Source organism: Variovorax sp. YR752, from assembly GCF_943372545.1.
Map to the genome: position 1 here is coordinate 21,102 of NZ_CALRZC010000046.1, position 22,605 is coordinate 43,706.

Here is a 22,605-nt window from a genome sequence, read left to right on the forward strand (position 1 = left end):
CGCTCGCGTCCCGACCGACTACCATCGCAGACGTGCGTGACAGACACATGGATTCGGCCCCTGACAGACAACGCCTGAGCGAGTTGCTGGCGCTTGCAGACCCCTCAAGCGGCCATGCGGCTGAATGGGGCTTGCAGGCCGCGCGCGATGCGCTTGCGCTGGCTCGCCAAGGCGGCTGGACAGAGGACGCAGCCAGGGCTGGGACCTGGCTCGCCCGTCATGGCCTTCACCTCGGCCGCTTCCGGGAGTCGCTCGACCAGGCGGTCGACATCCTGCAACAGGAGGCGTCTGCCGCTTCCGCGGAGATTCGCGTGGAGGCGCTGTGTGTTCTGGCGCTGGCCGGAAGCGAGCTGGCGGACTTCGAGCGGGCACTGGATGCGGCGCAAGAGTTGATGGAGCTCACGTCGCACCTGACGGATGCCGACACGGCCTTGCTGGCTGCCGTCTCGATGGCGGTCTGCTTCGAACGCATGGGTGACTCCTGGCAAGCAGTCAGGCTGCTTTCCGAGGCGCTGGCGGACCACGCACCGCAAGCTTCGGATCGGGCCGTGCTGACGGCAAGCAACGCCCTGTGTGCCGTGTGCCCTCATGTCTTCCGCTTGTTGCGGGACTGCGATGCCGAAGCCGAGCGCACCGAGATGCTGGCACTCGGACGGCAGGCGGGTGAGACGGCCCTGCGGCTCGCGCAAGCCAGCGCGAATCCGATTTACGCCGCCAGCGTCCAGGTCAACCTGGCCGAGGCGCTCATCGCCCAGAACGAACTGGCTGTGGCCATCGAACTGCTGCAAGCCGCTCGGGACATGGCTCGCCGCCAGAGCATGGGGTCGCTCGAGTGGAGCGCCGAAGTCAATCTGGCGGAAGCCCGGATGCGGCAAGGCGCACCGGGAGAGGCATTGCAGGGCGCGCTGGCCGTGCTGACGAAGATAGGCAGCGGGGAGGCTGCGGCGGATCAGGCCCGGGCGCACGAGATCGCCTATCGAGCCTGCAAAGTGCTGGGGGATTTCGAGGCGGCCTTGCGTCACTTCGAACAGGCGGAACGCCTCGAACGGCTCGCCTTGACCAAGCACCTTCGCGTCCAGTCCAGGCTGCTCGTCACGCGCAGCGAAGAGCGTCGCGCCAAGGAACAGGCGGCGCACGCGCAAGGCGAAGCGCAGCGCCAGCGCGAGGCGGCGGTGCGACTTGCCGACGACGCGGAGCACGACCCGCTCACGCGACTGGGGAACCGACGACTGCTGGACCGGCGCGTGGCTGAACTCTTGCCACAGCAGTTGCGCGAGCAGCGGCCGTTCGCTGTGGCGCAGATTGATGTGGACCACTTCAAGAAGGTCAATGACGAGTACGGCCATGCCGCGGGCGACGCTGCGCTCGTTGCGCTGTCAGATCTGCTGAAGAAGAACTCGCGCAGCGTGGATGTACTGGCTCGCAACGGCGGTGAAGAGTTCGTCATGGTGCTGCCGAACACCCCGCAGTCCGTGGCGAGCGAAGTGTGCGAGCGCCTGCGGGCGCTCACGGAATCGATGAGCGTCGAGCTGCCGGGCGGCGGCTCGCTCAGGATCACGGTGAGCATCGGTGTGGCGGTGGCACCCCCCTACGACCTGCCGGTGCTGCTGCGTGCCGCCGACGAGGCGCTCTATGCTGCAAAGCGCAGTGGCCGCAATCGAGTCTGCACGGCCACTGGCGGCGAGGCTTGAGCCAGTGCAACGCCCGGTCAGCCGGGCACGCAGGCGACACGACGCCAAGGCCTGTCGGGAATCCTGCTGCCGCCCGGCCCCCGGGGGTTCGTCAAGGCCAATCGCCCAGGTCGATCAGGCCCGCCAGTCGCGCCCCTGCCAGGCTCGCGGGCAGTTCGTAGTCCGCCATCACCCAGGCACGCCGGTCGCCCTGCGCAGCCTCGCGGAGCAGTTGCGTCAGCACCCGGCAGGAGGGCGTGTCCAGGGCGGCGAACGGCGTGTCGATCAGCGTCAGTTCGGCACCGCTGGCCGCCGCCGCGACGAGCCCGACCTTGCGGCGGCTGCCGGTGGACAGCATGTACATCGGCTTGTGGATGTGCTCGGCCAGCCCGAAGCCCTCGATCAGGCCGGTGGCCACGCCCGCGTCCCAGCCAGGAAGACTCGCCTGCCGTGCTGCCAGCCAGTCCGAGGCCACGCCGGCATCGTGCACCGGGTCCGCCGGGCTCTCGTGGAAGGTCGTGCGCGCCAGGCGGCGAACGGTCCCCGAATCCGGTTCCATCGTGCCGGCCATCACCTGCAGCAGGCTGCTCTTGCCGCGCCCCTCGCCGCCGCGCACGAACGTGAGGCCCGGGCCGACACTGAACGACAGGTCATGCCACAGCGGCACGCCGCCGCGCGAGAGCTTCAGTTGCTGCGCTTCGATCAGGTTCATCGGATCGTCCAGGCCATTGTTCACGCCGCGCTCTGTGTGAGGCGGGCCGCCCATTGTGCTCAGCGCAGCCAGCGCCGGCGGCCGCCGCGCCCTGGCCCCAGAATCGAGCGATGAAAGCACCCGCCCGCCTGCAGGCCCTGATCGCCGAAGGGCTGATCGACCACGTCGCCCGCCAGCTCAAGAGCGGCAAGGAAGCCGACGTCTACGTCGTGCGCCACGGCGACGAGACCTGTGCCGCCAAGGTCTACAAGGAAGCGCACCAGCGCAGCTTCCGCCAGGCCGTCGACTACACCGAGAACCGCAAGGTGCGCAACAGCCGCCAGGCGCGCGCCATGGCCAAGGGCACGGCCTATGGCCGCGAGCAGCAGGAAGCGGCCTGGCGCAGCGCCGAGGTCGACGCACTGTACCGGCTGGCCGCCGCCGGCGTGCGCGTGCCGCGGCCGATCAACTTCCACGACGGCGTGCTGCTGATGGAACTGGTGGTCGACGAACATGGCGACGCCGCACCGCGCCTGAACGACCTGCCCTTTAGCGAAGCGCAGGCGCTGCAGCACCACGCCACGCTGATCGGCGAGGTGGTGCGCATGCTGTGCGCGGGCGTGATCCACGGTGACCTGTCCGAGTTCAACATCCTGCTGGCGGCCGACGGCCCGGTGATCATCGACCTGCCGCAGGCGGTGGATGCCGCCGGCAACAACCACGCCGCGCGCATGCTGCTGCGCGATGTCGACAACCTGCGAAACTTCTTCGGCCGCTTTGCGCCGGCGCTGCTGGCCACGCAGTACGGCGCCGAGATCTGGGCGCTCTACGCCAGCGGGCTGCTGCTGCCCGACACGCCGCTGACCGGCCGCTACGAGCAGCGGCCCGGTGCCGTCGACCTCTCCGGCGTGCTGCGCGAGATCGAGGACGCGCGGCTCGAAGAGGCGGCACGCCTGCTGCGCATGAGCTGAGGCGCCTGGCCATGATCGACGACCCGCGCCGCCACAGCCCCGCCGCCGAGCGCAACGGCGCGCCCATCCTGGCCGAACTGCAGCGCCTGCTGCCACCGCGCGGCGTGCTGCTGGAGATCGCCAGCGGCACCGGCCAGCATGCCGCCTTCTGCAGCGCCGGCCTGCCGGGCTGGCAGTGGCTGCCCAGCGACTTCGAAGCCGCCGCGCTGCCGTCGATCAGCGCCTGGTGCGCCGGGCTGGAGCGGGTGCGCGTGCCGCTGCAGCTCGACGTGCTGCAGCCGCACTGGCCGGGCGTGCCCGCGATGGTCGATGCGATGTTCTGCGCCAACATGCTGCACATCGCGCCGTGGGCGTGCTGCGCGGGCCTGATGCGCGGGGCGGCGCGCCACCTGACGGCGCAGGGCCTGCTGATCACCTACGGGCCCTACCTGGAGGACGAGGTGCCGACCTCCGCCGGCAACCTGGCCTTCGACACCGACCTGCGCGCACGCCAGCCCGCCTGGGGGCTGCGCCGCCGCGAGGACGTCGCGCAGGAAGCCGCACGCGCCGGCCTGGCGCTGCGCGAGCGTGTGGCGATGCCGGCCAACAACCTGCTGCTGGCCTGGGGCCGCAGCCCGCAGGCGTGACGCTCAGGTACCTGCAGGGCTACCCGCCCGAGCTGCAGGCGCAGGTGCGCGGCCTGATCGACGCCGGCCGGCTGGCGCAGGTGGTGGCACAGCGCCATCCGCAGCCGCATGCCGTGCGCACCGAGCGTGCGCTCTACGACTACGTCAGCGAGCTGAAGTCGCACCACATGCGCAGCGCGCCGCCGCTGGCCAAGGTGGCCTTCGACCCGAAGCTGCACATCGTGAAGAACGCGCTCGGCACGCACAGCGCCGTCTCGCGCGTGCAGGGCGGGCAGCTCAAGGCCAAGCGCGAGATCCGCATCGCCACGCTGTTCAAGGACGCGCCGGCCGACTTCCTGCGCATGATCGTGGTCCACGAGCTGGCGCACCTGAAGCAGCGCGAGCACGACAAGGCCTTCTACGCGCTGTGCCTGCACATGGAGCCGGAGTACCACCAGCTGGAGTTCGATCTGCGCCTGTGGCTCACCGCGCTGGAGCTGCCGGGCGCCGGCCCCGACGCCGAGCCCGACATTGCCCCGGCCTGATCCCGGCAGGGCCAAACAATGCCCGGCACACTGTGGGCCCGCGCACCGCACCGACACCCATGCCTTCCTTCGGCTTCGACAACAGCTACGCCCGTGAACTGCCCGGCTTCTACGTGGCGGGCCAGCCCGCGCCGGCACCTGCGCCGCAACTGCTGTTCCTCAACGACGCGCTCGCCTCGGAGCTGCGGCTCGACGCCACGGCGCTGCGCGGCGCGGACGGCGCCGCCCTGTTCGCCGGCAACGTGCTGCCCGACGACGCCGAGCCGATCGCCCAGGCCTACGCCGGCCACCAGTTCGGCGGCTTCTCGCCGCAGCTCGGCGACGGCCGTGCGCTGCTGCTCGGCGAGCTGATCGACCGCGCGGGCCGGCGCCGCGACATCGCCTTCAAGGGCTCGGGCCGCACGCCCTTCTCGCGCGGCGGCGACGGCAAGGCCGCCGTCGGCCCGATGCTGCGCGAGGTGCTGATCGGCGAGGCGATGCACGCGCTGGGCATCCCGACCACGCGCGCACTGGCCGTGGCCGCCACCGGCGAGACGGTGCGCCGCGACGTGGCGCTGCCCGGCGCGGTGCTCACGCGCGTGGCCGCGAGCCACCTGCGCGTGGGCACTTTCCAGTACTTCCTCGCCCGCGGCGAGCTCGACCGGCTGCAGCGGCTCGCCGACTACACGATCGCACGCCACGACCCGGCGCTGGCCGGCACGCCGGAACGCGCGCTCGGGCTGCTGCACGCCGTCGCGCAGCGCCAGGCCGCGCTGATCGCGATGTGGATGAACGTCGGCTTCATCCACGGCGTGATGAACACCGACAACATGACGATCTCCGGCGAGACGATCGACTACGGCCCCTGCGCCTTCATCGAGGCCTACGACCCGCAGACGGTGTTCAGCAGCATCGACCACGGCGGCCGCTATGCCTACGGCAACCAGCCGCACATCGCACGCTGGAACCTGGCGCGACTGGCCGAGACGCTGCTGCCGCTGATGGCCGATGCGCAGGACGAAGCGGCCATCCAGTGCGCGGTGGCGCAGGTCACCGAGGTGATCGACGCCTTCCCCGGCCTCTACGCGGCGGCGCTGCTGCACGGCCAGCGCGCCAAGCTCGGGCTGTTCGCCGCCACCGCTGCCGACGACGCGACGGACACCGCGCTGGCGCAGGACTGGCTGGGGCTGCTGAATGCGCAGTCGGTCGACTTCACGCTCGGCTGGCGGCAGTTGGCCGGCGCGGCCGAAGGACGCGAGGCGCCGCTGCGCGACCTGTTCGTCGACCGCGCGGCGCTGGACGAATGGCTGGCCCGCTGGCGCGAGCGCTGCGCGCACGACGATGCGGCCGGTGGGCCGGGTGCCACCTTGCGTGCGGCGCGCATGCGCCAGGCGAGCCCGTGGGTCATCCCGCGCAACCACCGCGTCGAGGAGGCGCTGGCCGCCGCCACCGACGGCGACCTGGCGCCCTTCGAGCAACTGCTCGCCGCGCTGCGCCGGCCCTTCGATGAAGACGCCGCATTCGCGCGCTACGCCGAGCCCGCGCCCGCCGATGCCACTGCCCGCTACCAGACCTTCTGCGGCACCTGATCAGCTCGCCGCCAACCGGCCGCGCCGGCAGGCGCGGCCTTTCAGCGGACAATCGGCGCCCGCCCCTCCCGGGCGTCCACCCCTACTCCGCGGATCCGGCCATGGACCTGAAGCTTCCGATCACCATCATCGACGAACTGAGCGAAGACGAGGTGCGCTCGCAGGGCGAGCTCGACCTGGCCAGCGGCGAGATCCGCAACGTTCGCTATGACGACCCCGACAGCGCCGCGCAGGGCGTGCCCGCCACGCGCAAGGACTACGAGTTCACCGTCGGCATCCTGCGCAACGGCGCACGCGAGGTCGAGTTCCGCATCGAGGTCGACGCCCTCGGCGGCCGCTACTCGGTGACGCCCACCGAGCTGCTCGAGCTCAAGGGCCGCGCGGCCAAGCTGTTCAGCCAGCCACCGTCCAAGCTGCACTGAGAGAGGTTTCGATGGCGATCTACGACGTCCTGGCCCGCGCCGTGGCCCTGGTGGGTGCCGGCGCCATCCGCTGGCGCCGCCTGCAGGGCAACGTGCAACGCCGGCCCGCGGTGGGCGGCGCTCCCGAGATCCCGCTCGCGCAGCCGCAAGGCCGCATCCCGACGCTGAAGATGCCCACCGCCCAGGGCTGGGCCGCGGGCCAGTTGCCGGCGGCCGCGCCGGGGCTGAAGGTCAACGCCTTCGCGGCCGGCTTGAAGCACCCGCGCTGGATCCAGGTGCTGCCCAACGGCGACGTGACCGTGGCCGAGGCCTTGCAGCAGGCCGGCGGCGCGCCGCGCACGCTGTTCGACCACGCCATGGTGGCGACGATGCGCCGCGCCGCCGCGCTCGGCGACAGCCCCAACCGCATCACGCTGCTGCGCGATGCCGACGGTGACGGCGTGGCCGAGCAGCGCCACGCCTTCCTCGAGAACCTCAACCAGCCCTTCGGCATGGCGCTGCTCGGCGACACCTTCTACGTCGGCAACACCGATGGCGTGGTCGCCTTCCCGTACACGGCGGGCGCCACGACGATCACCGCATCGCCGCGCCGGCTCAGCAGCTTCAAGCCCGGCGGCCACTGGACGCGCAGCCTGCTGCCCAGTGCCGATAGCCAGCGGCTCTACGTCGGCGTGGGCTCGCTGAGCAACATCGGCGAGCACGGCATGCGCGCCGAAGAGGGTCGCGCCTGCATCTACGAACTCGACTTGCGCACCGGCCACTGCCGCGTCTTCGCCGCCGGGCTGCGCAACCCGGTCGGCCTGGCGTGGGAGCCGGTCACCGGCCGGCTGTGGACGGTCGTCAACGAACGCGACGGGCTGGGCGACGAGACGCCGCCCGACTACCTCACCTCGGTCAGCGACGGCGGCTTCTACGGCTGGCCGTACTGCTACTGGGGCCAGACGGTCGACGATCGTGTGCCGCAGGATGCCGCCCTGGTGGCCCGCGCCTTGACGCCCGACTACGCACTCGGCGGCCACACCGCCTCGCTGGGCCTCGCCTGGATGCCGGCCGGCACGCTGCCCGGCTTCGACAGCGACGGCATGGTCATCGGCCAGCACGGCTCGTGGAACCGCAGCACGCTCAGCGGCTACAGGGTCGTGTTCGTGCCCTTCGCCAACGGCCGGCCGGCGGGTGCGCCGCGCGACATCCTGTGGGGCTTCCTCGCGCCGGACGAATCGGTCTCCTACGGCCGCCCGGTGGGCGTGGCGATCGGGCCGGACCGGAGGTCACTGCTGGTGGCCGACGACGTGGGCGACGTGGTCTGGCGCGTGGCCGCGGCCTGAGCAGGCGCGAACGAACGATGAACGAACTCTCGCGCGGCGTGATCGCCGATGGGCTGGCACGCCGAAGCCACCTCGTGCTCGACGGCGCGCTGGGTACCGAGCTGGCCCGGCGCGGCGCCGACATCGATGACCCGTTGTGGTCGGCGCGGCTGCTGATCGAGCAACCGGCGCTGATCCGCCAGGTACACCTCGACTACTACCGTGCCGGTGCCGACGTGGCCACCACGGCCACCTACCAGGCCACGTTCGAGGGCTTCGCGCGGCGCGGCATCGGCCACGACGAGGCTGCGCGGCTGATGCGCCTGGCCGTCACCCTGGCCTGCGAGGCGCGCGACATCTTCTGGCATGAGGCGCAGGCCGACCCGGCCCAGGCCACGCGCATGCGGCCGCTGGTGGCGGCCTCGGTCGGCCCCTACGGCGCGATGCTGGCCGACGGCTCGGAGTACCGCGGCCACTACGGCCTGACCGAGGCGGCGCTGATGGACTTCCATCGCCCGCGGCTGCAGGTGCTGGCCGGCGCCGGCGCCGACCTGCTCGCCTGCGAGACCGTGCCCTGCCTTGCCGAGGCGCGTGCACTCACGCGGCTGCTGCAGGAGCTGCCGGGCGCCGAAGCCTGGATCAGCTTCTCGTGCCGCGACGGCGAGCACGTCAGCCAGGGCGAGCCGTTCGCGCAGTGTGTTGCCGCGCTCGACGGCTTCGCGCCGGTGGCGGCCATCGGCATCAACTGCACGGCGCCGCAGCACATCGAGTCGCTGGTGCGCATCGCGCGCGCGCACACCGCCAGGCCGATCGTCGTCTACCCCAACGCCGGCGAACACTACGACGCCGTCACGAAGACCTGGCACGGCGCGGCGCACGACGGCGGCGAATCGCTGGCCGGCGCAGCCATGCACTGGGCCGACGCCGGCGCACGGCTGATCGGCGGATGCTGCCGCACCACGCCGGCGGACATCGCCGCCATCTGCCGGCGCTGGGCCGCGCAGGATGCCGGAGCACCGCACGCCGGCCCTGCGCGATAGCGCGCTCGCACGAAGGAGTATTTGTACGAATACTCTTGTAGCATTCGCCGACCGAACCCGCCGCGAGTGCAGACTCGATGCAGCCGATGAACATGGTCCCTCCGGGACGGGCCGCGACAAGGCAGCCCGGTCACTGCCCCAACGGAATGTTGGCAGCGCGCTCGTCGGCATCCAGCGCCGTGATAAGCTTGGCCAGGTCGGCATCGAGTCGCGCGAGCGTCTTCGGGTCGAGGCTGGCCAGCGCCTGCGGCAACACGCCAGTCATCGGGCCGGGGGCCTTGCGCAGAACAGCCGTACCGGCAGGCAGGACGCGCAATTGAACTGTGCGACGATCCGTGCCGTTCTTCTCGGCCACGAGCAGGCCGCGTTCGACGAGCGACTTCACCAGGTTGCTGGCGGTCGACTGATGCACGTCCATGGCCGCGGCGAGGTCGTTGACGCCGATGCCCGGCCGGGCCCGCGCGATGCTCAGCGCCCAGAGCTGCGCGCCCCCGATGCCGGCCTTCTTCTCGACCTGCTGGAAATGCGTCCTGACGGCGTTGAACACGAGGCGGAAGCGCCTCAGCACACGTGCCGCGGGCTCGCCGATGTCGCTGCCCGCGGGGTCCTGTCGAGCCATCCCGGGGCTCGCGTCATTGGTTGTTCGTCTGGCCATCACGTCATGATATGAGAGCCGATCCATGGGTCGCATTCGGGGCATGAAGCACGATCTGCGCATCGCGGCGGCCCTGCGTCGCGAGTTCTCCGACTGGCGGCTCTGGCTGGCGCGCGCCATCGTGGTCGGCGTCGCAGCAGCGGCCGGGCTCACCGTGGTCGGCTTCACGTGGTTGACCGAGCGCGCCCTGGAGCACTTCTTCGCGCTTCGCGCTGCATGGTGGTGGGCGCCCCTGGTCTGGACGCCGCTGTGCACCGCCGCGATCGTCTGGCTGACGCGGCGCTACGTTCCCGGCGCGGCCGGCTCGGGCATCCCGCAGGTGATGGCGTCGCTCGACTCGTCGGTGGATGCCGCGAACCGCGGCCTGTTCGTCTCGATCCGGTTGAGCCTGGCCAAGATCGCGCTGACCTCCTGGGGCTTGCTGGCCGGGCTGTCGCTGGGGCGCGAAGGGCCGTCGGTGCAGATCGCCGCGGGTGTCATGCACGGCGCCAAACGCTGGCTGCCGCGGCGCTCCGCGGTCACCGAGCACGGACTGCTGGTGGCCGGCGGCGCGGCCGGCATCGCAGCCGCATTCAATACGCCGCTGGCGGGCGTGATGTTCGCCATCGAGGAACTGTCGCGCCGGCCCGAACAGCGCAGCAGCGGCCTGATCATCTCGGCCATCGTGCTGGCCGGCCTGGTGGCGATCTCGATCGACGGCAACGCCAACTACTTCGGCGTGATCCGCGTGCCCGAGATCGAGCTGGCGCTGCTGTGGCCGGGCCTGCTCGTCGCCCTGTGCAGCGGTGTCGCCGGTGGTCTCTTCGCACGGCTGCTGATCGTTTCGCTGCGCGGCCAATCCGCGGACGGCCTCAGCCGCTGGCGGCTCAAGCGCCCGGTGCTGTTCGCGGCGGCCTGCGGCCTGGCCGTCGCCATCATCGGCGTGACGACCGACGGCGCCACCTTCGGCAGCGGATACGCTCACACGAAGTCGATGCTGGCCGGCGAGGAGACCGTCCCGGCGGTGTACCTGCTGTTCAAGTTCATAGCGACCTGGCTGACGGCCTGGTCGGGCGTGCCGGCAGGCATCTTCGCGCCCTCGCTGGCGATCGGCGCGGCGCTGGGCAACGACGTCGCCCTGCTGACCGGGTACCCGCATGCGACGGCCTTGATCGCGCTGGGCATGGTCGGTTTTCTCGCCGCGGCCACGCAGGCCCCGCTCACGGCCTTCATCATCGTGATGGAGATGATCGACGGCCACGCGATGGTGCTCAGCCTGATGGCCTGTTCGCTCGTTGCCAGCGGCGTGTCGCGGGTCCTGAGCCGGCCGCTCTACTCGACCCTGGCGCAGATGCAGCTGGGCCGGATCGCCCCGGCGCCGGCTCCTGCCGAGACGGTCGAGCCCGAAGCCCGGCCGCCGGACAGCCGCACCCAGGGCTGAGTGCACGGCCCGGACACGGCGCCGGCCACCTGGTATCCCTTCGTTGCAGGCGGTGTCGTCTGTGTTATCTTTGTCCAAATGTTGATCAGCGGGGACGTCGTCCCCGCCGGCGGGGCTCGCAGTGCCCCGTCGCCGGCTTCGCTGCGGCGAGGCCGGCCCCTGGCGGCCGGGCCTTGCCCGTCGCTTTCGCCTGCGCGGCGTCCAGCGTCGCGCACACATCAACGCTGCGGGACCGACCATCGCCTCCCGCGAAGACCACGAGGGTCCATCCGTGTTCAAGCAAGTCCACAACATCAGCTTCCCGATCTCCGAGCCCCACGCGCTCGGGCAGGACGAGGCCTACTTCCTGCTCAAGGAAGATGGCCGCGAGCTGAAGATCCGCTTCCACGACTATGACCAGATCTACGACCGGCCCGGCCTGTACGAGCAGCTCTTCTACCAGCGGCTGCGCTGCGCGTCGCCGCGCAAGGCGCGCGACCTGCTGACCAAGGTCCTGCAGGACAATCGTGTCGAACTCAACGAGTTGCGCGTGCTGGATCTCGGCGCCGGCAACGGCATGGTGGGCGAGCTGCTCGACGCGGCGCGCGTCGTCGGCGTCGACATCTCGGAGAGCGCCCGCAAGGCCTGCGAGCGCGACCGACCGGACGCCTACGACGCCTACTACGTGGCCGACATGAGCCGGCCCGATGCCGAGATGAGTGCGGAGATGAAGAGCTGGAAGCTCGACTGCCTGACCTGCATCGCCGCGCTCGGTTTCGGCGACATTCCGGCCATGGCCTTTGCGAATGCCTTCAACCTGATCCGTCCGGAAGGCTGGGTGGCCTTCAACATCAAGGAGACCTTCCTGCAGGAGAGCGACCGCTCCGGCTTCTCGATGCTGGTCAAGCACCTGCTCGTCAGCGACACCCTGCAGGTGCATCACCTGGAGCGCTACAAGCATCGCATCTCGATCGACGGGCGCGCGCTGTTCTACTACGTGCTGATCGGCCGCAAGGAGGCGGACATTCCCGCCGGCATCCTGTCCAGCCTGCCGCGCAGCTGACGCCGCGCCGATGACCTCGAAGCGTCTGCGCGCCTGGCTGCGATGCGTCGCGCTGGCGGCCGGTGCTGCGCTGGGCTGCGGCGCTCCGGCGCAGGCCTGCGAAGTCGACCACAAGATCGTCTTCGCGGGCCTCGACTGGGACTCCAACGCCTTCCACACCGCAGTGGCCCAGCGCATCCTGCGCGACGGCATGGGCTGCGAGGTCGACCTGATCCCCGGCTCGACCATTCCGCTGTTCAACGGCATGGCGCGCGGCGACATGCACGTGATGATGGAGGTCTGGGCCAACAACACACCACCGAGCTGGACGGCGGGGGTGGCGGCCGGCAAGCTGGTCGAAGTCGGCCTCAACTTCCCGGACGCGGTGCAGGGCTGGTTCGTGCCGAAGTACCTGGTCGAGGGCGACCGGGCCGCGGCCCGGGGCTTGAAGTCGGTGGCCGACCTGCCGCGCTTCAAGACGCTGTTCCGCGACCCCGAAGAACCCGCCAAGGGGCGCTTCCTCAACTGCATCGCCGGCTGGCAGTGCGAACTCGTCAACAGCAAGAAGCTGCACGCCTACGGGCTGGCCGGGCACTACACGAACTTCCGACCCGGCACCGCGGCGGCCCTGGACGCGGCCATCCTGTCCGCCCTCAAGCGCAAGCGGCCGGTGCTCTTCTACTACTGGGGTCCGACCTGGTTGCTGGGGCAGATCGGCAACGAGGTGGTCATGCTCGACGAGCCCGCCTACGATGCCGCCAGGTGGGCTGCGCTCGACCGCGTCAAGGACCCGCGCGACGCGCGCGACGCCACCGCCTACCCGATGGTCGAGGTCCGGATCGGGGCCAGCAAGGCCTTCCTCGACAAGGCACCGCGGATCCGCAGCTTCCTGCAGCGCTACCGCACCAGCGCGAAGCTGGTCTCCGAGGCGCTGGCCCACATGCAGCGCACACAGGGCAGCGCCGACGATGCCGCGCGGCACTTCCTGAAGACCCGCGCCGAGGTCTGGGCCGGCTGGGTGGAGCCGGAGGTCGCGCGCAAGGTCAAGGCGGCGCTCTGATGGCCGACGCCGGCGCGCTGTTCCCCGACTGGCGAACGCCACTGCGCGATGCCACCAACGCGCTGATCGAGTCCCTGGTCGTCGACCACGGTGACCAGTTCGAGCGGCTCTCGAACGGCCTGCTGGGCGTGCTCGTCGCCATCGAGCAGGGGCTGCGCAGCACGCCGCCCTGGGTGGTCCTCGCGGTCACGGCCGCGCTCGGCCTGGCGGCCAGCCGCCGCTGGGCCTTTGCGCTGCTGGCGGCGGCCGGCCTGTGGCTGGTCGGCGCACTCGGGCAATGGGACCAGGCCATGCAGACGCTGGCGCTGGTGCTGGTGTCGGTGCTCGTGTCGCTGGTGCTCGGCCTGCCGCTGGGCGTGCTGTGCGCACGCTCGAGCGGGCTGCGCCGCCTCGTGATGCCGATGCTCGACCTGATGCAGACCATCCCCAGCTTCGTCTACCTGATCCCGGCGGCGATGCTGTTCGGTCTCGGCAAGGTGCCCGCGATCCTGGCCACGGTGATCTACGCGGCCCCGCCGCTGATTCGCCTGACCGACCTGGGCATCCGCCAGGTCAGCGCGGAGGCCGTCGAGGCAGCGCGAGCCTTCGGCGCCACCCGGGGGCAGCTGCTCGTGAAGGTGCAGATCCCGCTGTCGCTGCCGACCATCCTGCAGGGCATCAACCAGACCACGATGATGGCGCTGGCGATGGTGGTGATCGCCTCGATGATCGGCGCACGCGGTGTCGGCGAGACGGTCCTGGTCGGGCTGCAGCGCAACGACCCGGGCACGGGGCTGATCGGCGGCCTGGTGATCGTGATTCTGGCCATCGTGCTCGACCGGCTGATGCAGGCCGGTGGTGCCCGATGGCAGGGGCGCCGGCCGGGCGCGCCGCACTGACCGCCGCCGCCATGTCGCTGATCAGGATCCGCGGTCTGAGCACGGTGTTCGGCCCGCGGCCGATGCTGGCGCTGGAGCGCCTGCGCGCCGGCGCGGACAAGGCGAGCCTGCTGGCGCAGGGGCACACGCTGGCGTTGCACGACGTCGATCTCGACATCCGCGCCGGCGAGATCTTCGTCATCATGGGTCTGTCGGGCTCCGGCAAGTCGACGCTGGTGCGGCACATCAATCGCCTCGTCGAGCCCACGGCGGGCCGCGTGTCGATCGGCGGGCGCGACGTCATGGCGATGGCGGCGGACGAACTGATCGAGCTGCGGCGCTCCAGGCTGTCGATGGTGTTCCAGGGCTTCGGCCTGCTCGATCACCTGCGCGTCCTCGACAACGTGGCGCTCGGGCTCGAGCTGCGCGGCGTCGGCCGTGCCGATCGGCAGGCGAAGGCCAGGCACTGGATCGAACGCGTCGGCCTGACGGGCTTCGAGGGCCACGGCCCGGCACAACTCTCGGGCGGCATGCGCCAGCGGGTCGGGCTCGCCCGGGCGCTGTGCAGCGAGACCGACGTCATCCTGATGGACGAGGCCTTCTCGGCGCTCGATCCGATGATCCGCTCGCAGCTTCAGACCGAGCTGCTTTCGCTGCAGGCCGAGCTCGGGCGCACCATCGTGTTCATCACCCACGACCTCGACGAAGCGCTGCGCCTGGGCGACCGCGTGGCGATCCTGCGCGACGGACGGCTGGTCCAGGTGGGCACGCCGCACGAGGTGCTGCTCGAGCCCGCGGACGACCACGTGGCCTCGTTCGTGCGCGACGTGAACCGTGCGCGCGCCCTGAGCATCGACGCCGCGCGGGTGCCGTGGCCGGCCGACGCGCCAGCGCCGGCGCTGGAGCACGCAGTCGATGCCGATGCGTCGATCGAGCAGGTGCTGCCGATGCTGGTCGGGCGGCGCACGCCGCTGGCCTTGCGGCGCGGCGGGGTGATCGTCGGACAGGTGTCGACCGACCTGGTGCGCGACCTGCTCGCGCAGCAGGCGTAGCGGTGGAGGCCGGCATGCATCGCCTGATGGTGCCGCTGGCCACCCTGCTCAGCGGCGTCGGTCTGCTGGTGCTCGGCGTCGGCCTGCTCTTCTCGGTGCTTGGGCTGCGCGCCGGGCTGGCCGAGTTCTCCACGGTGACCACCGGCCTCGTGATGTCGGCGTACTTCGCCGGCTTCGTCCTCGGCACCCTGTACTGCCCGCTGCTGATCCGGCGGGTCGGCCACATCCGCAGTTTCGCGGCCATGGCCTCGGTCGCCTCGACCATGCCGATCCTGCATGCGCTGTGGGTCGAGCCCTGGTACTGGGCCATGCTGCGGCTCATCACCGGCACCTGCCTGGTGGGCCTGTACATCGTCGTCGAGAGCTGGCTCAACGTGCTGGCACCGCGCGAGCAGCGCGGCAAGGTGTTCGCGCTGTACCTGACGGTGACCTGTGTCGCGATGGCGCTGGGCCAATGGTTGCTGCTGGTCGGCGACCGGCTCGGGTTCGTGCCCTTCGTCGTCGTGTCGGTGCTGCTCTCGTTCGCGCTGCTGCCGCTGACCTTGACGCCGGTCGCGGAGCCCGCGCCGGTGGAAGCGCCAAGCCTGAGCCTGCCGCTCCTGTATCGCACCTCGCCGCTGGGTGTCTCGGGCGCACTGAGCGCCGGCTTGCTGACCGGCGCCCTGCTCGGCCTGGGCGCCGTGTTCGTCCAGCGCCTGGGGCACTCCGACGCCACCGTGGCCGCCTTCATGGCGGCGACGATCCTCGGCGGCGCCCTGTTCCAGTGGCCCATCGGCCACCTGTCCGATCGCCACGACCGGCGCCGCGTGCTGCTGGCGGTCTGTGCCGGCGCGGCCGTTGTCGCGTCGGGCGCCTTTGCGCTGGTCAGGGTGGCGCCGTCCGCGCTGATCCCCGCCGGCATCGCGCTGGGCGGCCTGATGTTTGCGATCTACGGGCTGAGCGTGGCCCACGTCAACGACCTGATCGAGCCGGCGCGGGTGCTCGAGGTGACCGGGGGGCTGCTGCTGGTGCACGGTGTCGGCGCCTCGCTCGGGCCGACGCTGGCCGGCATCGTGATGAGTGCACTCGGCCCGGGCAGCCTGCTGATCTACTTCGCGGTGGTGACGGCGCTGCAGGCGCTGTTCACGCTGCACCGGATGCGCTTTGCCGTACCGGTGCCGGCGGAGGCCAAGGCCGGCTACGTCATCGTCGGTGGCAGCTCGCAGGCCGCATTGCAGCTGGATCCACGGGCGACGGGCGGTCAGCCGGAAGATCGGGAGGACTTGCCCGGAAAAAACGGAGCCCCACGCGGGGGCTCCGGCAAGACTCTTTGATGCCCATCGGCGACACGATCGTTGACGGACGACACAGATTGTATTTGTTTCAATGTATCTGCAGGCATGCGTCGCACGCGGATGGCGTGGCGCACATCACGTTCGCGGCGGGGTGTGCGCGACCGCACCGCCCGCGACAGCGCGCGCTGCGCCGCGTCAATGGCTGCGCGCATATCGCGCCGGCGGTTGCCCGACGTGGCGGCTGAATGCCGTGCTGAACGTGCTGGCCGAGCTGTAGCCGACGCGTTCGGCGACTTCAGCCAGTGCGTGCTCGTTGCGTCGTAGGAGGTCCTTGGCGATGGCCATGCGCCATGCAAGCAGGTACTCCATGGGCGCAACGCCGACCGCACGGCTGAACCGCTCGAAGAAGGCCGAGCGCGAGAGTGCCGCTTCCTTCGCCAGCTGCGCCACGGTCCAGGGATGGGCAGGGTTCCGGTGCATCTGCCGTATGGCCGCACCGAGGCGGGCGTCCGCGAGCCCGCGTGCCAGCCCAGGCGAGGCCGCCGCCCCGGTGGTGGAGCGAAGCGCTTCGATCAGAAGCACCTCCACCAGGCGAGCCAGGACGAGGTCGCGCCCTGCCCTTTGTTCACGCGATTCCTCGTTGACGAGCCGGACCACGGTCGCTAGCCGCTCCTCGCCGCGGACATGTACCAACTGCGGGAGCAGCGAGACCAGCAAGGCAGCGTCCGGCGAGCCGAACACGAAATAGCCGCCGAGCAGGCGAACGTCGGGCGGCCCGCTCTGCCTGCCGTGGCGCAGTTCCTCGGTGGACGAGGCAGCGACGTGCGGGTCCATCTGCGTTGGCGTCACGGGCTCGAAGCCCGACATGGTGAACCCCGGCGTCGCGGACATTGACACGAAGTCGCCGGCTTCGAGCGTGAGCGGCTCGTGCCCATCCACCTCCAGGCGACACGAGCCTTCGAGGACCGCGCAAAAGCTCGGATGGCCGAAATCCGAGTAGCGCACACCCCAGCGGCCCGCTCCGCTGATGCCCTTGGAGAACACGGTGCCTGGCCGCAGCAGCGAGATGACTTCGGAGAGTGGATCCAGCATCGGACCGGACTTTCGCAAACGACTTCTGGACTATCAATTGTAGAAAGTCCTGTCTTGGCCGTCTATCGTTCTGCGCATCCCAACACCCACCAAGGACTGCAAGTGAAGACCGTCTTGATCACCGGCTGCTCGTCTGGCTACGGGCGCGAAACCGCACGCCACTTCCTCGACCGCGGATGGAGCGTGGTCGCAACGATGCGAACCCCGCGCGCGGACCTGCTGCCCCGCTCCGAGCGCCTGCGCATGCTCGCGCTGGACGTGACCAGCCCGACGAGCATCGCGGCCGCGGTGGAGAGCGCCGGCCCCGTCGACGTGCTCGTCAACAACGCTGGCATCGGCGCGCTGGGCGCCTTCGAGGCCATGCCGATGCAGACCGTGCGCGAACTGTTCGAGACCAACACCTTCGGTGTCATGGCCATGACCCAGGCGATCCTGCCGCACTTCAGACAGCGCAGGTCCGGCGTCATCGTCAACGTGACCTCGAGCGCAACGCTGGCGCCGTTCCCCCTGGTGGCCGCGTACACGGCGAGCAAGACGGCGGTCGAAGGCTTCACTGCATCGCTCGCCCTCGAACTGCGGCAGTTCGACGTGCAGGTGAAGCTCGTCGAGCCAGGCTACGGACCGGACACGCGCTTCGCGGACAACGGCGCGGCGCGCATGCAGGGCCTCATCTCCGAACCCTACGCCGTCTACGCGCAGAGTGTGTTCGCCGAATTCGCCAAGGTGTCTGCCACGACCAGCCCGGGCCATGTGGCGCAGGTCGTCTGGCAAGCGGTGAACGACGTGTCCGGCCAGTTGCACTTCCCGGCTGGGCCCGACGCCGTGGCCCTGGCCGGTGATCGGCAGCGATGAGAACCGCCGAGATGCGGAGCGTCGATGCGGCCTAGGTCTGGATGACGATGACGCTCTTCTCGCGCGCTATCTCCAGTGGGGTGTACGTCTCCACGCCGACGATGCGCGACCCTGCCTGGCGACAAAAGGACTCGTAGTCCACGATCGTCCGCCAGCGGCAGTGGGGCGAGTGGCTCGGCTCGGAGGTCAGGTTCTCGACGATGCACAGATGGCCGCCCGGCTGCGTGTGCGCATGCAGGGCAGCGAGCGACCGTTGCCACTCGTCGTCGTCGACCACGTGATACAGCACGTCGATGCACAGGACGGCAGCGAACGACTCGTCGAGGTCCAGCGTCGCCAGCGGCGACTGCACGTAGGCGACACGGTCCCGCCCATACGCGTTCTCGATGGCGTCCTGCGAAACATCGCAGCCAACGCAGTCGAAACCGACTTGCGCCATGAGCATGGTCAGGTATCCGCGCCCGCATCCCGCATCGAGCACACGCGCCCCGCGAGCCACACCGAGGCGGCCGAGCAGGTGGGCAAGCAGAAGCGCCTTCTGGTGGATCTGCTTCTCGTTGGCTTCGCAAGCCAGCGACACGTTCCCGACGCCCCGGAAGTCGGCGCCATACTTCCGGTGCCGCGCCTGCCAATAGTCATGGGCGTCGAACGCCTGAGTGCCGGGGTCGCCGCGCTTCGTCTCGCTCACGTGTGGTCCACGACTGTCGCCATGGATCGCAGAATAACCCAGCTCGCCTGCGCTGCCGCGCGGGTCACTTCTGCCTCTGACCGGGTTCGCTCGCCGCGTCGGCAACCCTGTTCCGGGCGACGCGAGGCGCCGAGCGCGCCACTCACTCGACCGTCACGCTCTTGGCGAGGTTCCTGGGCTTGTCGACGTCCGTGCCGCGTGCGCACGCCGTGTGGTACGCCAGCAATTGCAGCGGCACCACGTGCAGGATGGGCGACAGCGCGCCGTAGTGCTCGGGCATGCGGATCACGTGCACGCCTTCGCCGGACTCGATGCGCGTGTCGCTGTCGGCGAACACGAACAGCTCGCCGCCGCGGGCGCGCACCTCCTGCATGTTGCTCTTGAGCTTGTCGACCAGCGCGTCGTTCGGCGCCACCGTCACCACCGGCATAGCGCTGGTCACCAGCGCCAGCGGGCCATGCTTGAGCTCGCCGGCCGGGTAGGCCTCGGCGTGGATGTAGCTGATCTCCTTGAGCTTGAGCGCACCTTCCAGCGCGATCGGGTAGTGCAGCCCGCGGCCGAGGAAGAGTGCGTTCTCCTTGCGCGCGAAGGCCTCGCTCCAGGCCACCACCTGCGGCTCCAGCGCCAGCACCGACTGCACCGCCACCGGCAGGTGGCGCAGCGCCTTCAGGTGCTCGGCTTCCTGGTCGTCGCTGAGCTGGCCGCGCGTCTGCGCCAGCGCCAGTGTCAGCAGGAACAGGCCGACGAGCTGCGTCGTGAACGCCTTCGTCGACGCCACGCCGATCTCGGCGCCGGCGCGCGTGATGTAGGCGAACTCGCACTCGCGCACCATCGCGCTGGTGGCGACGTTGCACACCGTCAGCGTGTGCTTCATGCCCTGCGCGCGCGCATGCTTGAGCGCGGCCAGCGTGTCGGCGGTCTCGCCGCTCTGCGAGATGGTGACGACCAGCGTCTTCGGGTCGGGCACGCTGTCGCGATAGCGGTACTCGCTGGCGATCTCGACGCTGGTCGGGATCTTCGCGATGCTCTCCAGCCAGTACTTGGCGGTCGAGCCGCTGTAGTAGCTGGTGCCGCAGGCCAGGATCAGGACCTTGTCGATCTCCTTGAAGGCCTTGTAGGCGCCGTCACCGAACAGTTCCGGGGTGATGCTGCCGACCGCGTCCAGCGTGTCGGCGATCGCCTTGGGCTGCTCGAAGATCTCCTTCTGCATGTAGTGGCGGTACGGGCCCAGCTCGGCCGCACCGGTGTGCGCATGCACGGTGCGCACCTCGCGCGTCACCGGCTTGAAGGGGCCGTCGCCGTCGCGGCGGGTGATCCAGGTCTTGCCGAGCTGCAGGTCGACGACGTCGCCTTCCTCGAGGTAGACGATCTGGTCGGTCACGCCGGCCAGCGCCATCGCGTCGCTGGCCAGGAAGTTCTCGCCGGCGCGCTCACCGGTGCCGATGCCCAGCACCAGCGGCGAGCCCTCGCGCGCGCCGATCACGCGGTGCGGCTCGTCGCGGCAGAACACCGCGATCGCGTAGGCGCCGCGCAGGTGCACGACGGCGCGCTGCACGGCGTCGAGCAGGTCACCTTCGTACAGGCGGTCGACCAGGTGGGCGATGACCTCGGTGTCGGTCTGGCTGCTGAACTCGTAGCCCTTGGCGCGCAGCTCGGCGCGCAGTTCGTCGTGGTTCTCGATGATGCCGTTGTGGACCAGCGCGATGCGCCCCGCGCTGGCCTGCTTGGCCTGCGGCCCGTGCGAGAAGTGCGGGTGGGCGTTGTGCACCGCCGGCGCGCCGTGCGTGGCCCAGCGCGTGTGGGCGATGCCGGTGCCGCCGCTCACGCCGTCGCTGTTGACGTTGCCTTCCAGCTCGGCCACGCGCGAGGTGCTGCGCGCACGCTTGAGCTCGCCGCCCTGATGCACCGCCACGCCGCAGGAGTCGTAGCCGCGGTACTCGAGCCGTCGCAGGCCTTCGAGCAGCACCGGGACGATGTTCTTGGTGGAGACGGCTGCGACGATTCCGCACATGGTGACGACCTTCCGGGTTGGGCAATGGGGGCGGATGCTAGGCAGACCCCCGAGGTGATTGATTGCAAGTTTGCGCCACTCATGCAATATTCATCCATCCCCCATGCGGAGTGAACAAATAGTTCACACATCGCGAACAAATGGAAGAAACATCCGTCACCGTCGAGCTCGATGCGACCGACCTGCGCATCCTCGACCAGCTTCAGCGCGACGCCTCGCTGACCAACCAGTCGCTCGCCGCCGCGGTCCACACCTCGCCGGCGACCTGCCTGCGCCGCGTCAAGCGGCTGATGGACGCGGGCGTGATCGAGCGTCAGGTGGCGCTGCTCTCGCCCGACCGCCTGGGCGCCGGGCTGACGGCGATCGTCGAAGTCACGCTGGACCGCCAGGGCGCCGAGCACCTCGCCGCCTTCCAAGCGCGTGCGGTGGCCGATGCCGAGGTGCGCCAGTGCTACCGCGTCTCGCCGGGGCCGGACTTCCTGCTGATCCTGCAGGTGGCCGACATGCCGGCCTACCACGCGCTGGTGCAGCGCCTGTTCACGCAGGACGCCAACGTGCGCAACGTGAAGGCCTTCTTCAGCGTCTCGCGCGCGAAGTTCGAGCCGGGGCTGGCGCTGCCGCGGCCGCCGGCGACCTGATCAGGACTTGAGGATCACCAGGCCCTTGAGGTACTCACCTTCGGGGAAGACGAGCGTCTGCGGGTGGTCCGGCGCAGCGGCGACACGCTCGTAGATGATGCCGTCGACCCCGGCATCCATGCCGGCGCCAGCGACGATCTTGTGGAACAGCTCGGTGCCCACGCCGCCCGAACACGAGAAGGTGAACAACGCCCCGCCCGGCGCGAGCAGCTTGAGCGCGAGGCGGTTGATGTCCTTGTAGGCGCGTGCGGCGCGCTCGGCGTGCGCCGCGGTCGGCGCGAACTTCGGCGGGTCGAGCACGATGGCATCGAACACCTCGCCAGCCTTCAGTGCGTCGCGCAGCGTCTGGTTGACGTCGGCATCGCGGGCCTCGTGGCGCGCCGGGTCGAAGCCGTTGAGCGCGACGTGCGCGCTGGCACGGGCCAGCGCCGGCGCCGACGAGTCGACGCTGACCACCTGCGCCGCGCCGCCGGCCAGCGCAGCCACGCTGAAGCCGCCGGTGTAGCAGTAGCAGTTCAGCACCCGCTGCAGGCCGAAGTGGCGCACGGTGTCGGCGAACAGTTTGCGGTTGTCGCGCTGGTCGAGATAGAAGCCGGTCTTGTGGCCTTCGGCCACGTCGAGCGTCAGCTTCCAGCCGTGCTCGCGGATCGTCACCCCGGTGGCGCCGTCGCCGCGCAGCCAGCCGGCGACGGGCTCCAGACCTTCGAGCTTGCGCACACCGGAGTCGCTGCGCTCGTACAGGCGCGTGAGGCCGGTCGCCTTGAGCAGCAGGTCGGCGAGGGTGGGCTTCCAGCGCTCGGTGCCGGCAGAGAGGAACTGCGCCGACAGCAGGTCGCCGTAGCGGTCGACGATCAGCCCCGGCAGGCCGTCGGCCTCGCCGTGGATCAGGCGCACGCCGTCGCTTTCGATCGGCAGACGCGCGCGCAGCGCGAGGGCGCGGGCGATGCGTCGCTCGAAGAAGGCAGCGTCGATGCGCTCGGCCTCGTCGAAGCTCCAGGCGCGCAGGCGGATCATCGAGCTCGGGCTGAAGGCGGCCCAGGCGAGGAAGCGTCCTTCCTTCGATTCGACGCGCACGGTCTCGCCGGCATCGGCACGGCCGTTGCCCACGCTGCCCTGGAACACCCAGGGATGCTGGCGCAGCAGCGAGCGCTCCTTGCCCTCGCGCAGGG

The 22,605-nt window shown here is 70.3% G+C and carries 22 protein-coding genes; 16 read left to right on the forward strand and 6 right to left on the reverse strand.

The genetic code is table 11. The features are described from left to right. The first annotated feature begins 47 nt into the window (after positions 1-47). Positions 48-1,691, forward strand: a complete 1,644-nt coding sequence (locus AAG801_RS13450; protein WP_341888822.1) for a diguanylate cyclase — start codon at positions 48-50, stop codon at positions 1,689-1,691. Positions 1,692-1,782: 91 nt separating this feature from the next. Here AAG801_RS13450 and AAG801_RS13455 read toward each other — a convergent pair whose 3' ends face one another. Beyond that, complete coding sequence (locus AAG801_RS13455; RefSeq protein ID WP_341888823.1) at positions 1,783-2,406, reverse strand: ATP-binding cassette domain-containing protein; 624 nt, start codon at positions 2,404-2,406, stop codon at positions 1,783-1,785. An 86-nt stretch (positions 2,407-2,492) separates the two neighbouring features. Here AAG801_RS13455 and AAG801_RS13460 point away from each other — a divergent pair, with 86 nt between their 5' ends. The 7 genes from AAG801_RS13460 (at position 2,493) to mmuM (ending at position 8,816) form a co-directional block, all read left to right on the forward strand. After that, on the forward strand, positions 2,493-3,332 hold the full coding sequence (locus tag AAG801_RS13460) for a PA4780 family RIO1-like protein kinase (RefSeq protein ID WP_341888824.1): 840 nt from the start codon (positions 2,493-2,495) through the stop codon (positions 3,330-3,332). An 11-nt stretch (positions 3,333-3,343) separates the two neighbouring features. Next, on the forward strand, positions 3,344-3,958 hold the full coding sequence (locus tag AAG801_RS13465; protein WP_341888825.1) for a DUF938 domain-containing protein: 615 nt from the start codon (positions 3,344-3,346) through the stop codon (positions 3,956-3,958). Next, entirely contained in the window at positions 3,955-4,482 is a 528-nt protein-coding gene (locus AAG801_RS13470) for a YgjP-like metallopeptidase domain-containing protein (RefSeq protein ID WP_341888826.1), read from the forward strand. Before AAG801_RS13465 ends, AAG801_RS13470 begins: the two co-directional genes overlap by 4 nt. Positions 4,483-4,541: 59 nt before the next feature. Further along, on the forward strand, positions 4,542-6,050 hold the full coding sequence (locus AAG801_RS13475) for a YdiU family protein (RefSeq protein ID WP_341888827.1): 1,509 nt from the start codon (positions 4,542-4,544) through the stop codon (positions 6,048-6,050). A 101-nt stretch (positions 6,051-6,151) separates the two neighbouring features. Further along, on the forward strand, positions 6,152-6,472 hold the full coding sequence (locus AAG801_RS13480; RefSeq protein ID WP_341888828.1) for a hypothetical protein: 321 nt from the start codon (positions 6,152-6,154) through the stop codon (positions 6,470-6,472). Between the two features lie 11 nt (positions 6,473-6,483). Beyond that, on the forward strand, positions 6,484-7,797 hold the full coding sequence (locus AAG801_RS13485; protein ID WP_341888829.1) for a sorbosone dehydrogenase family protein: 1,314 nt from the start codon (positions 6,484-6,486) through the stop codon (positions 7,795-7,797). Positions 7,798-7,814: 17 nt separating this feature from the next. Next, positions 7,815-8,816: a homocysteine S-methyltransferase gene (gene mmuM / locus AAG801_RS13490; RefSeq protein ID WP_341888830.1), complete on the forward strand. Its 1,002-nt coding sequence runs from the start codon at positions 7,815-7,817 to the stop codon at positions 8,814-8,816. A 130-nt stretch (positions 8,817-8,946) separates the two neighbouring features. On the opposite strand, the gene AAG801_RS13495 is transcribed toward mmuM, so the two are convergent. Then, positions 8,947-9,498, reverse strand: a complete 552-nt coding sequence (locus AAG801_RS13495) for a MarR family winged helix-turn-helix transcriptional regulator (RefSeq protein WP_341888831.1) — start codon at positions 9,496-9,498, stop codon at positions 8,947-8,949. Between AAG801_RS13495 and AAG801_RS13500 the strand changes: the two genes are divergently transcribed. From AAG801_RS13500 to AAG801_RS13525, 6 genes are all read left to right on the forward strand, one after another. After that, complete coding sequence (locus AAG801_RS13500) at positions 9,497-10,891, forward strand: chloride channel protein (protein WP_341888832.1); 1,395 nt, start codon at positions 9,497-9,499, stop codon at positions 10,889-10,891. The genes AAG801_RS13495 and AAG801_RS13500 overlap by 2 nt on opposite strands. 271 nt (positions 10,892-11,162) lie before the next feature. Continuing rightward, on the forward strand, positions 11,163-11,933 hold the full coding sequence (locus tag AAG801_RS13505) for a class I SAM-dependent methyltransferase (protein WP_341888833.1): 771 nt from the start codon (positions 11,163-11,165) through the stop codon (positions 11,931-11,933). Between the two features lie 10 nt (positions 11,934-11,943). After that, on the forward strand, positions 11,944-12,972 hold the full coding sequence (locus tag AAG801_RS13510) for an ABC transporter substrate-binding protein (protein ID WP_341888834.1): 1,029 nt from the start codon (positions 11,944-11,946) through the stop codon (positions 12,970-12,972). Beyond that, positions 12,972-13,850: an ABC transporter permease subunit gene (locus tag AAG801_RS13515; RefSeq protein ID WP_341888835.1), complete on the forward strand. Its 879-nt coding sequence runs from the start codon at positions 12,972-12,974 to the stop codon at positions 13,848-13,850. Before AAG801_RS13510 ends, AAG801_RS13515 begins: the two co-directional genes overlap by 1 nt. 11 nt (positions 13,851-13,861) lie before the next feature. Continuing rightward, positions 13,862-14,881, forward strand: a complete 1,020-nt coding sequence (locus AAG801_RS13520) for a betaine/proline/choline family ABC transporter ATP-binding protein (protein WP_341888836.1) — start codon at positions 13,862-13,864, stop codon at positions 14,879-14,881. A 14-nt stretch (positions 14,882-14,895) separates the two neighbouring features. After that, on the forward strand, positions 14,896-16,194 hold the full coding sequence (locus AAG801_RS13525) for an MFS transporter (RefSeq protein ID WP_341888837.1): 1,299 nt from the start codon (positions 14,896-14,898) through the stop codon (positions 16,192-16,194). A 156-nt stretch (positions 16,195-16,350) separates the two neighbouring features. Here AAG801_RS13525 and AAG801_RS13530 read toward each other — a convergent pair whose 3' ends face one another. After that, positions 16,351-17,247 (reverse strand): AraC family transcriptional regulator, encoded by an 897-nt coding sequence (locus AAG801_RS13530; protein WP_341888838.1) that lies wholly within the window; start codon positions 17,245-17,247, stop codon positions 16,351-16,353. Positions 17,248-17,349: 102 nt separating this feature from the next. Here AAG801_RS13530 and AAG801_RS13535 point away from each other — a divergent pair, with 102 nt between their 5' ends. Then, entirely contained in the window at positions 17,350-18,099 is a 750-nt protein-coding gene (locus AAG801_RS13535) for an SDR family oxidoreductase (protein WP_341888839.1), read from the forward strand. Between the two features lie 31 nt (positions 18,100-18,130). Here AAG801_RS13535 and AAG801_RS13540 read toward each other — a convergent pair whose 3' ends face one another. Then, on the reverse strand, positions 18,131-18,787 hold the full coding sequence (locus tag AAG801_RS13540) for a class I SAM-dependent methyltransferase (protein ID WP_341888840.1): 657 nt from the start codon (positions 18,785-18,787) through the stop codon (positions 18,131-18,133). Between the two features lie 142 nt (positions 18,788-18,929). Further along, positions 18,930-20,798 carry a glutamine--fructose-6-phosphate transaminase (isomerizing) gene (gene glmS / locus AAG801_RS13545; RefSeq protein WP_341888841.1) on the reverse strand — a complete coding sequence of 623 codons (1,869 nt, stop codon included), beginning with the start codon at positions 20,796-20,798 and terminating at the stop codon, positions 18,930-18,932. Positions 20,799-20,938: 140 nt separating this feature from the next. Between glmS and AAG801_RS13550 the strand changes: the two genes are divergently transcribed. Beyond that, a complete protein-coding gene (locus AAG801_RS13550) occupies positions 20,939-21,436 on the forward strand; it encodes an Lrp/AsnC family transcriptional regulator (protein ID WP_341888842.1) in 498 nt (165 codons plus the stop codon). Here the strand turns inward: AAG801_RS13550 and AAG801_RS13555 are convergent, their stop codons facing one another. Beyond that, entirely contained in the window at positions 21,437-22,603 is a 1,167-nt protein-coding gene (locus AAG801_RS13555) for a class I SAM-dependent methyltransferase (protein WP_341888843.1), read from the reverse strand. It abuts the gene before it with no gap. Between the last annotated feature and the right edge of the window lie 2 nt (positions 22,604-22,605).

Bases quoted from the DNA above. Each gene is read 5' to 3' on its own strand.
- AAG801_RS13450 (WP_341888822.1), top strand. From the start codon at position 48: ATGGATTCGGCCCCTGACAGACAACGCCTGAGCGAGTTGCTGGCGCTT.
- mmuM (WP_341888830.1), top strand. From the start codon at position 7,815: ATGAACGAACTCTCGCGCGGCGTGATCGCCGATGGGCTGGCACGCCGA.
- AAG801_RS13480 (WP_341888828.1), top strand. From the start codon at position 6,152: ATGGACCTGAAGCTTCCGATCACCATCATCGACGAACTGAGCGAAGAC.
- AAG801_RS13520 (WP_341888836.1), top strand. From the start codon at position 13,862: ATGTCGCTGATCAGGATCCGCGGTCTGAGCACGGTGTTCGGCCCGCGG.
- AAG801_RS13460 (WP_341888824.1), top strand. From the start codon at position 2,493: ATGAAAGCACCCGCCCGCCTGCAGGCCCTGATCGCCGAAGGGCTGATC.
- AAG801_RS13485 (WP_341888829.1), top strand. From the start codon at position 6,484: ATGGCGATCTACGACGTCCTGGCCCGCGCCGTGGCCCTGGTGGGTGCC.
- AAG801_RS13495 (WP_341888831.1), bottom strand. From the start codon at position 9,498: ATGGATCGGCTCTCATATCATGACGTGATGGCCAGACGAACAACCAAT.
- AAG801_RS13515 (WP_341888835.1), top strand. From the start codon at position 12,972: ATGGCCGACGCCGGCGCGCTGTTCCCCGACTGGCGAACGCCACTGCGC.
- glmS (WP_341888841.1), bottom strand. From the start codon at position 20,798: ATGTGCGGAATCGTCGCAGCCGTCTCCACCAAGAACATCGTCCCGGTG.
- AAG801_RS13550 (WP_341888842.1), top strand. From the start codon at position 20,939: ATGGAAGAAACATCCGTCACCGTCGAGCTCGATGCGACCGACCTGCGC.
- AAG801_RS13530 (WP_341888838.1), bottom strand. From the start codon at position 17,247: ATGCTGGATCCACTCTCCGAAGTCATCTCGCTGCTGCGGCCAGGCACC.
- AAG801_RS13525 (WP_341888837.1), top strand. From the start codon at position 14,896: ATGCATCGCCTGATGGTGCCGCTGGCCACCCTGCTCAGCGGCGTCGGT.
- AAG801_RS13465 (WP_341888825.1), top strand. From the start codon at position 3,344: ATGATCGACGACCCGCGCCGCCACAGCCCCGCCGCCGAGCGCAACGGC.
- AAG801_RS13510 (WP_341888834.1), top strand. From the start codon at position 11,944: ATGACCTCGAAGCGTCTGCGCGCCTGGCTGCGATGCGTCGCGCTGGCG.
- AAG801_RS13500 (WP_341888832.1), top strand. From the start codon at position 9,497: ATGGGTCGCATTCGGGGCATGAAGCACGATCTGCGCATCGCGGCGGCC.
- AAG801_RS13475 (WP_341888827.1), top strand. From the start codon at position 4,542: ATGCCTTCCTTCGGCTTCGACAACAGCTACGCCCGTGAACTGCCCGGC.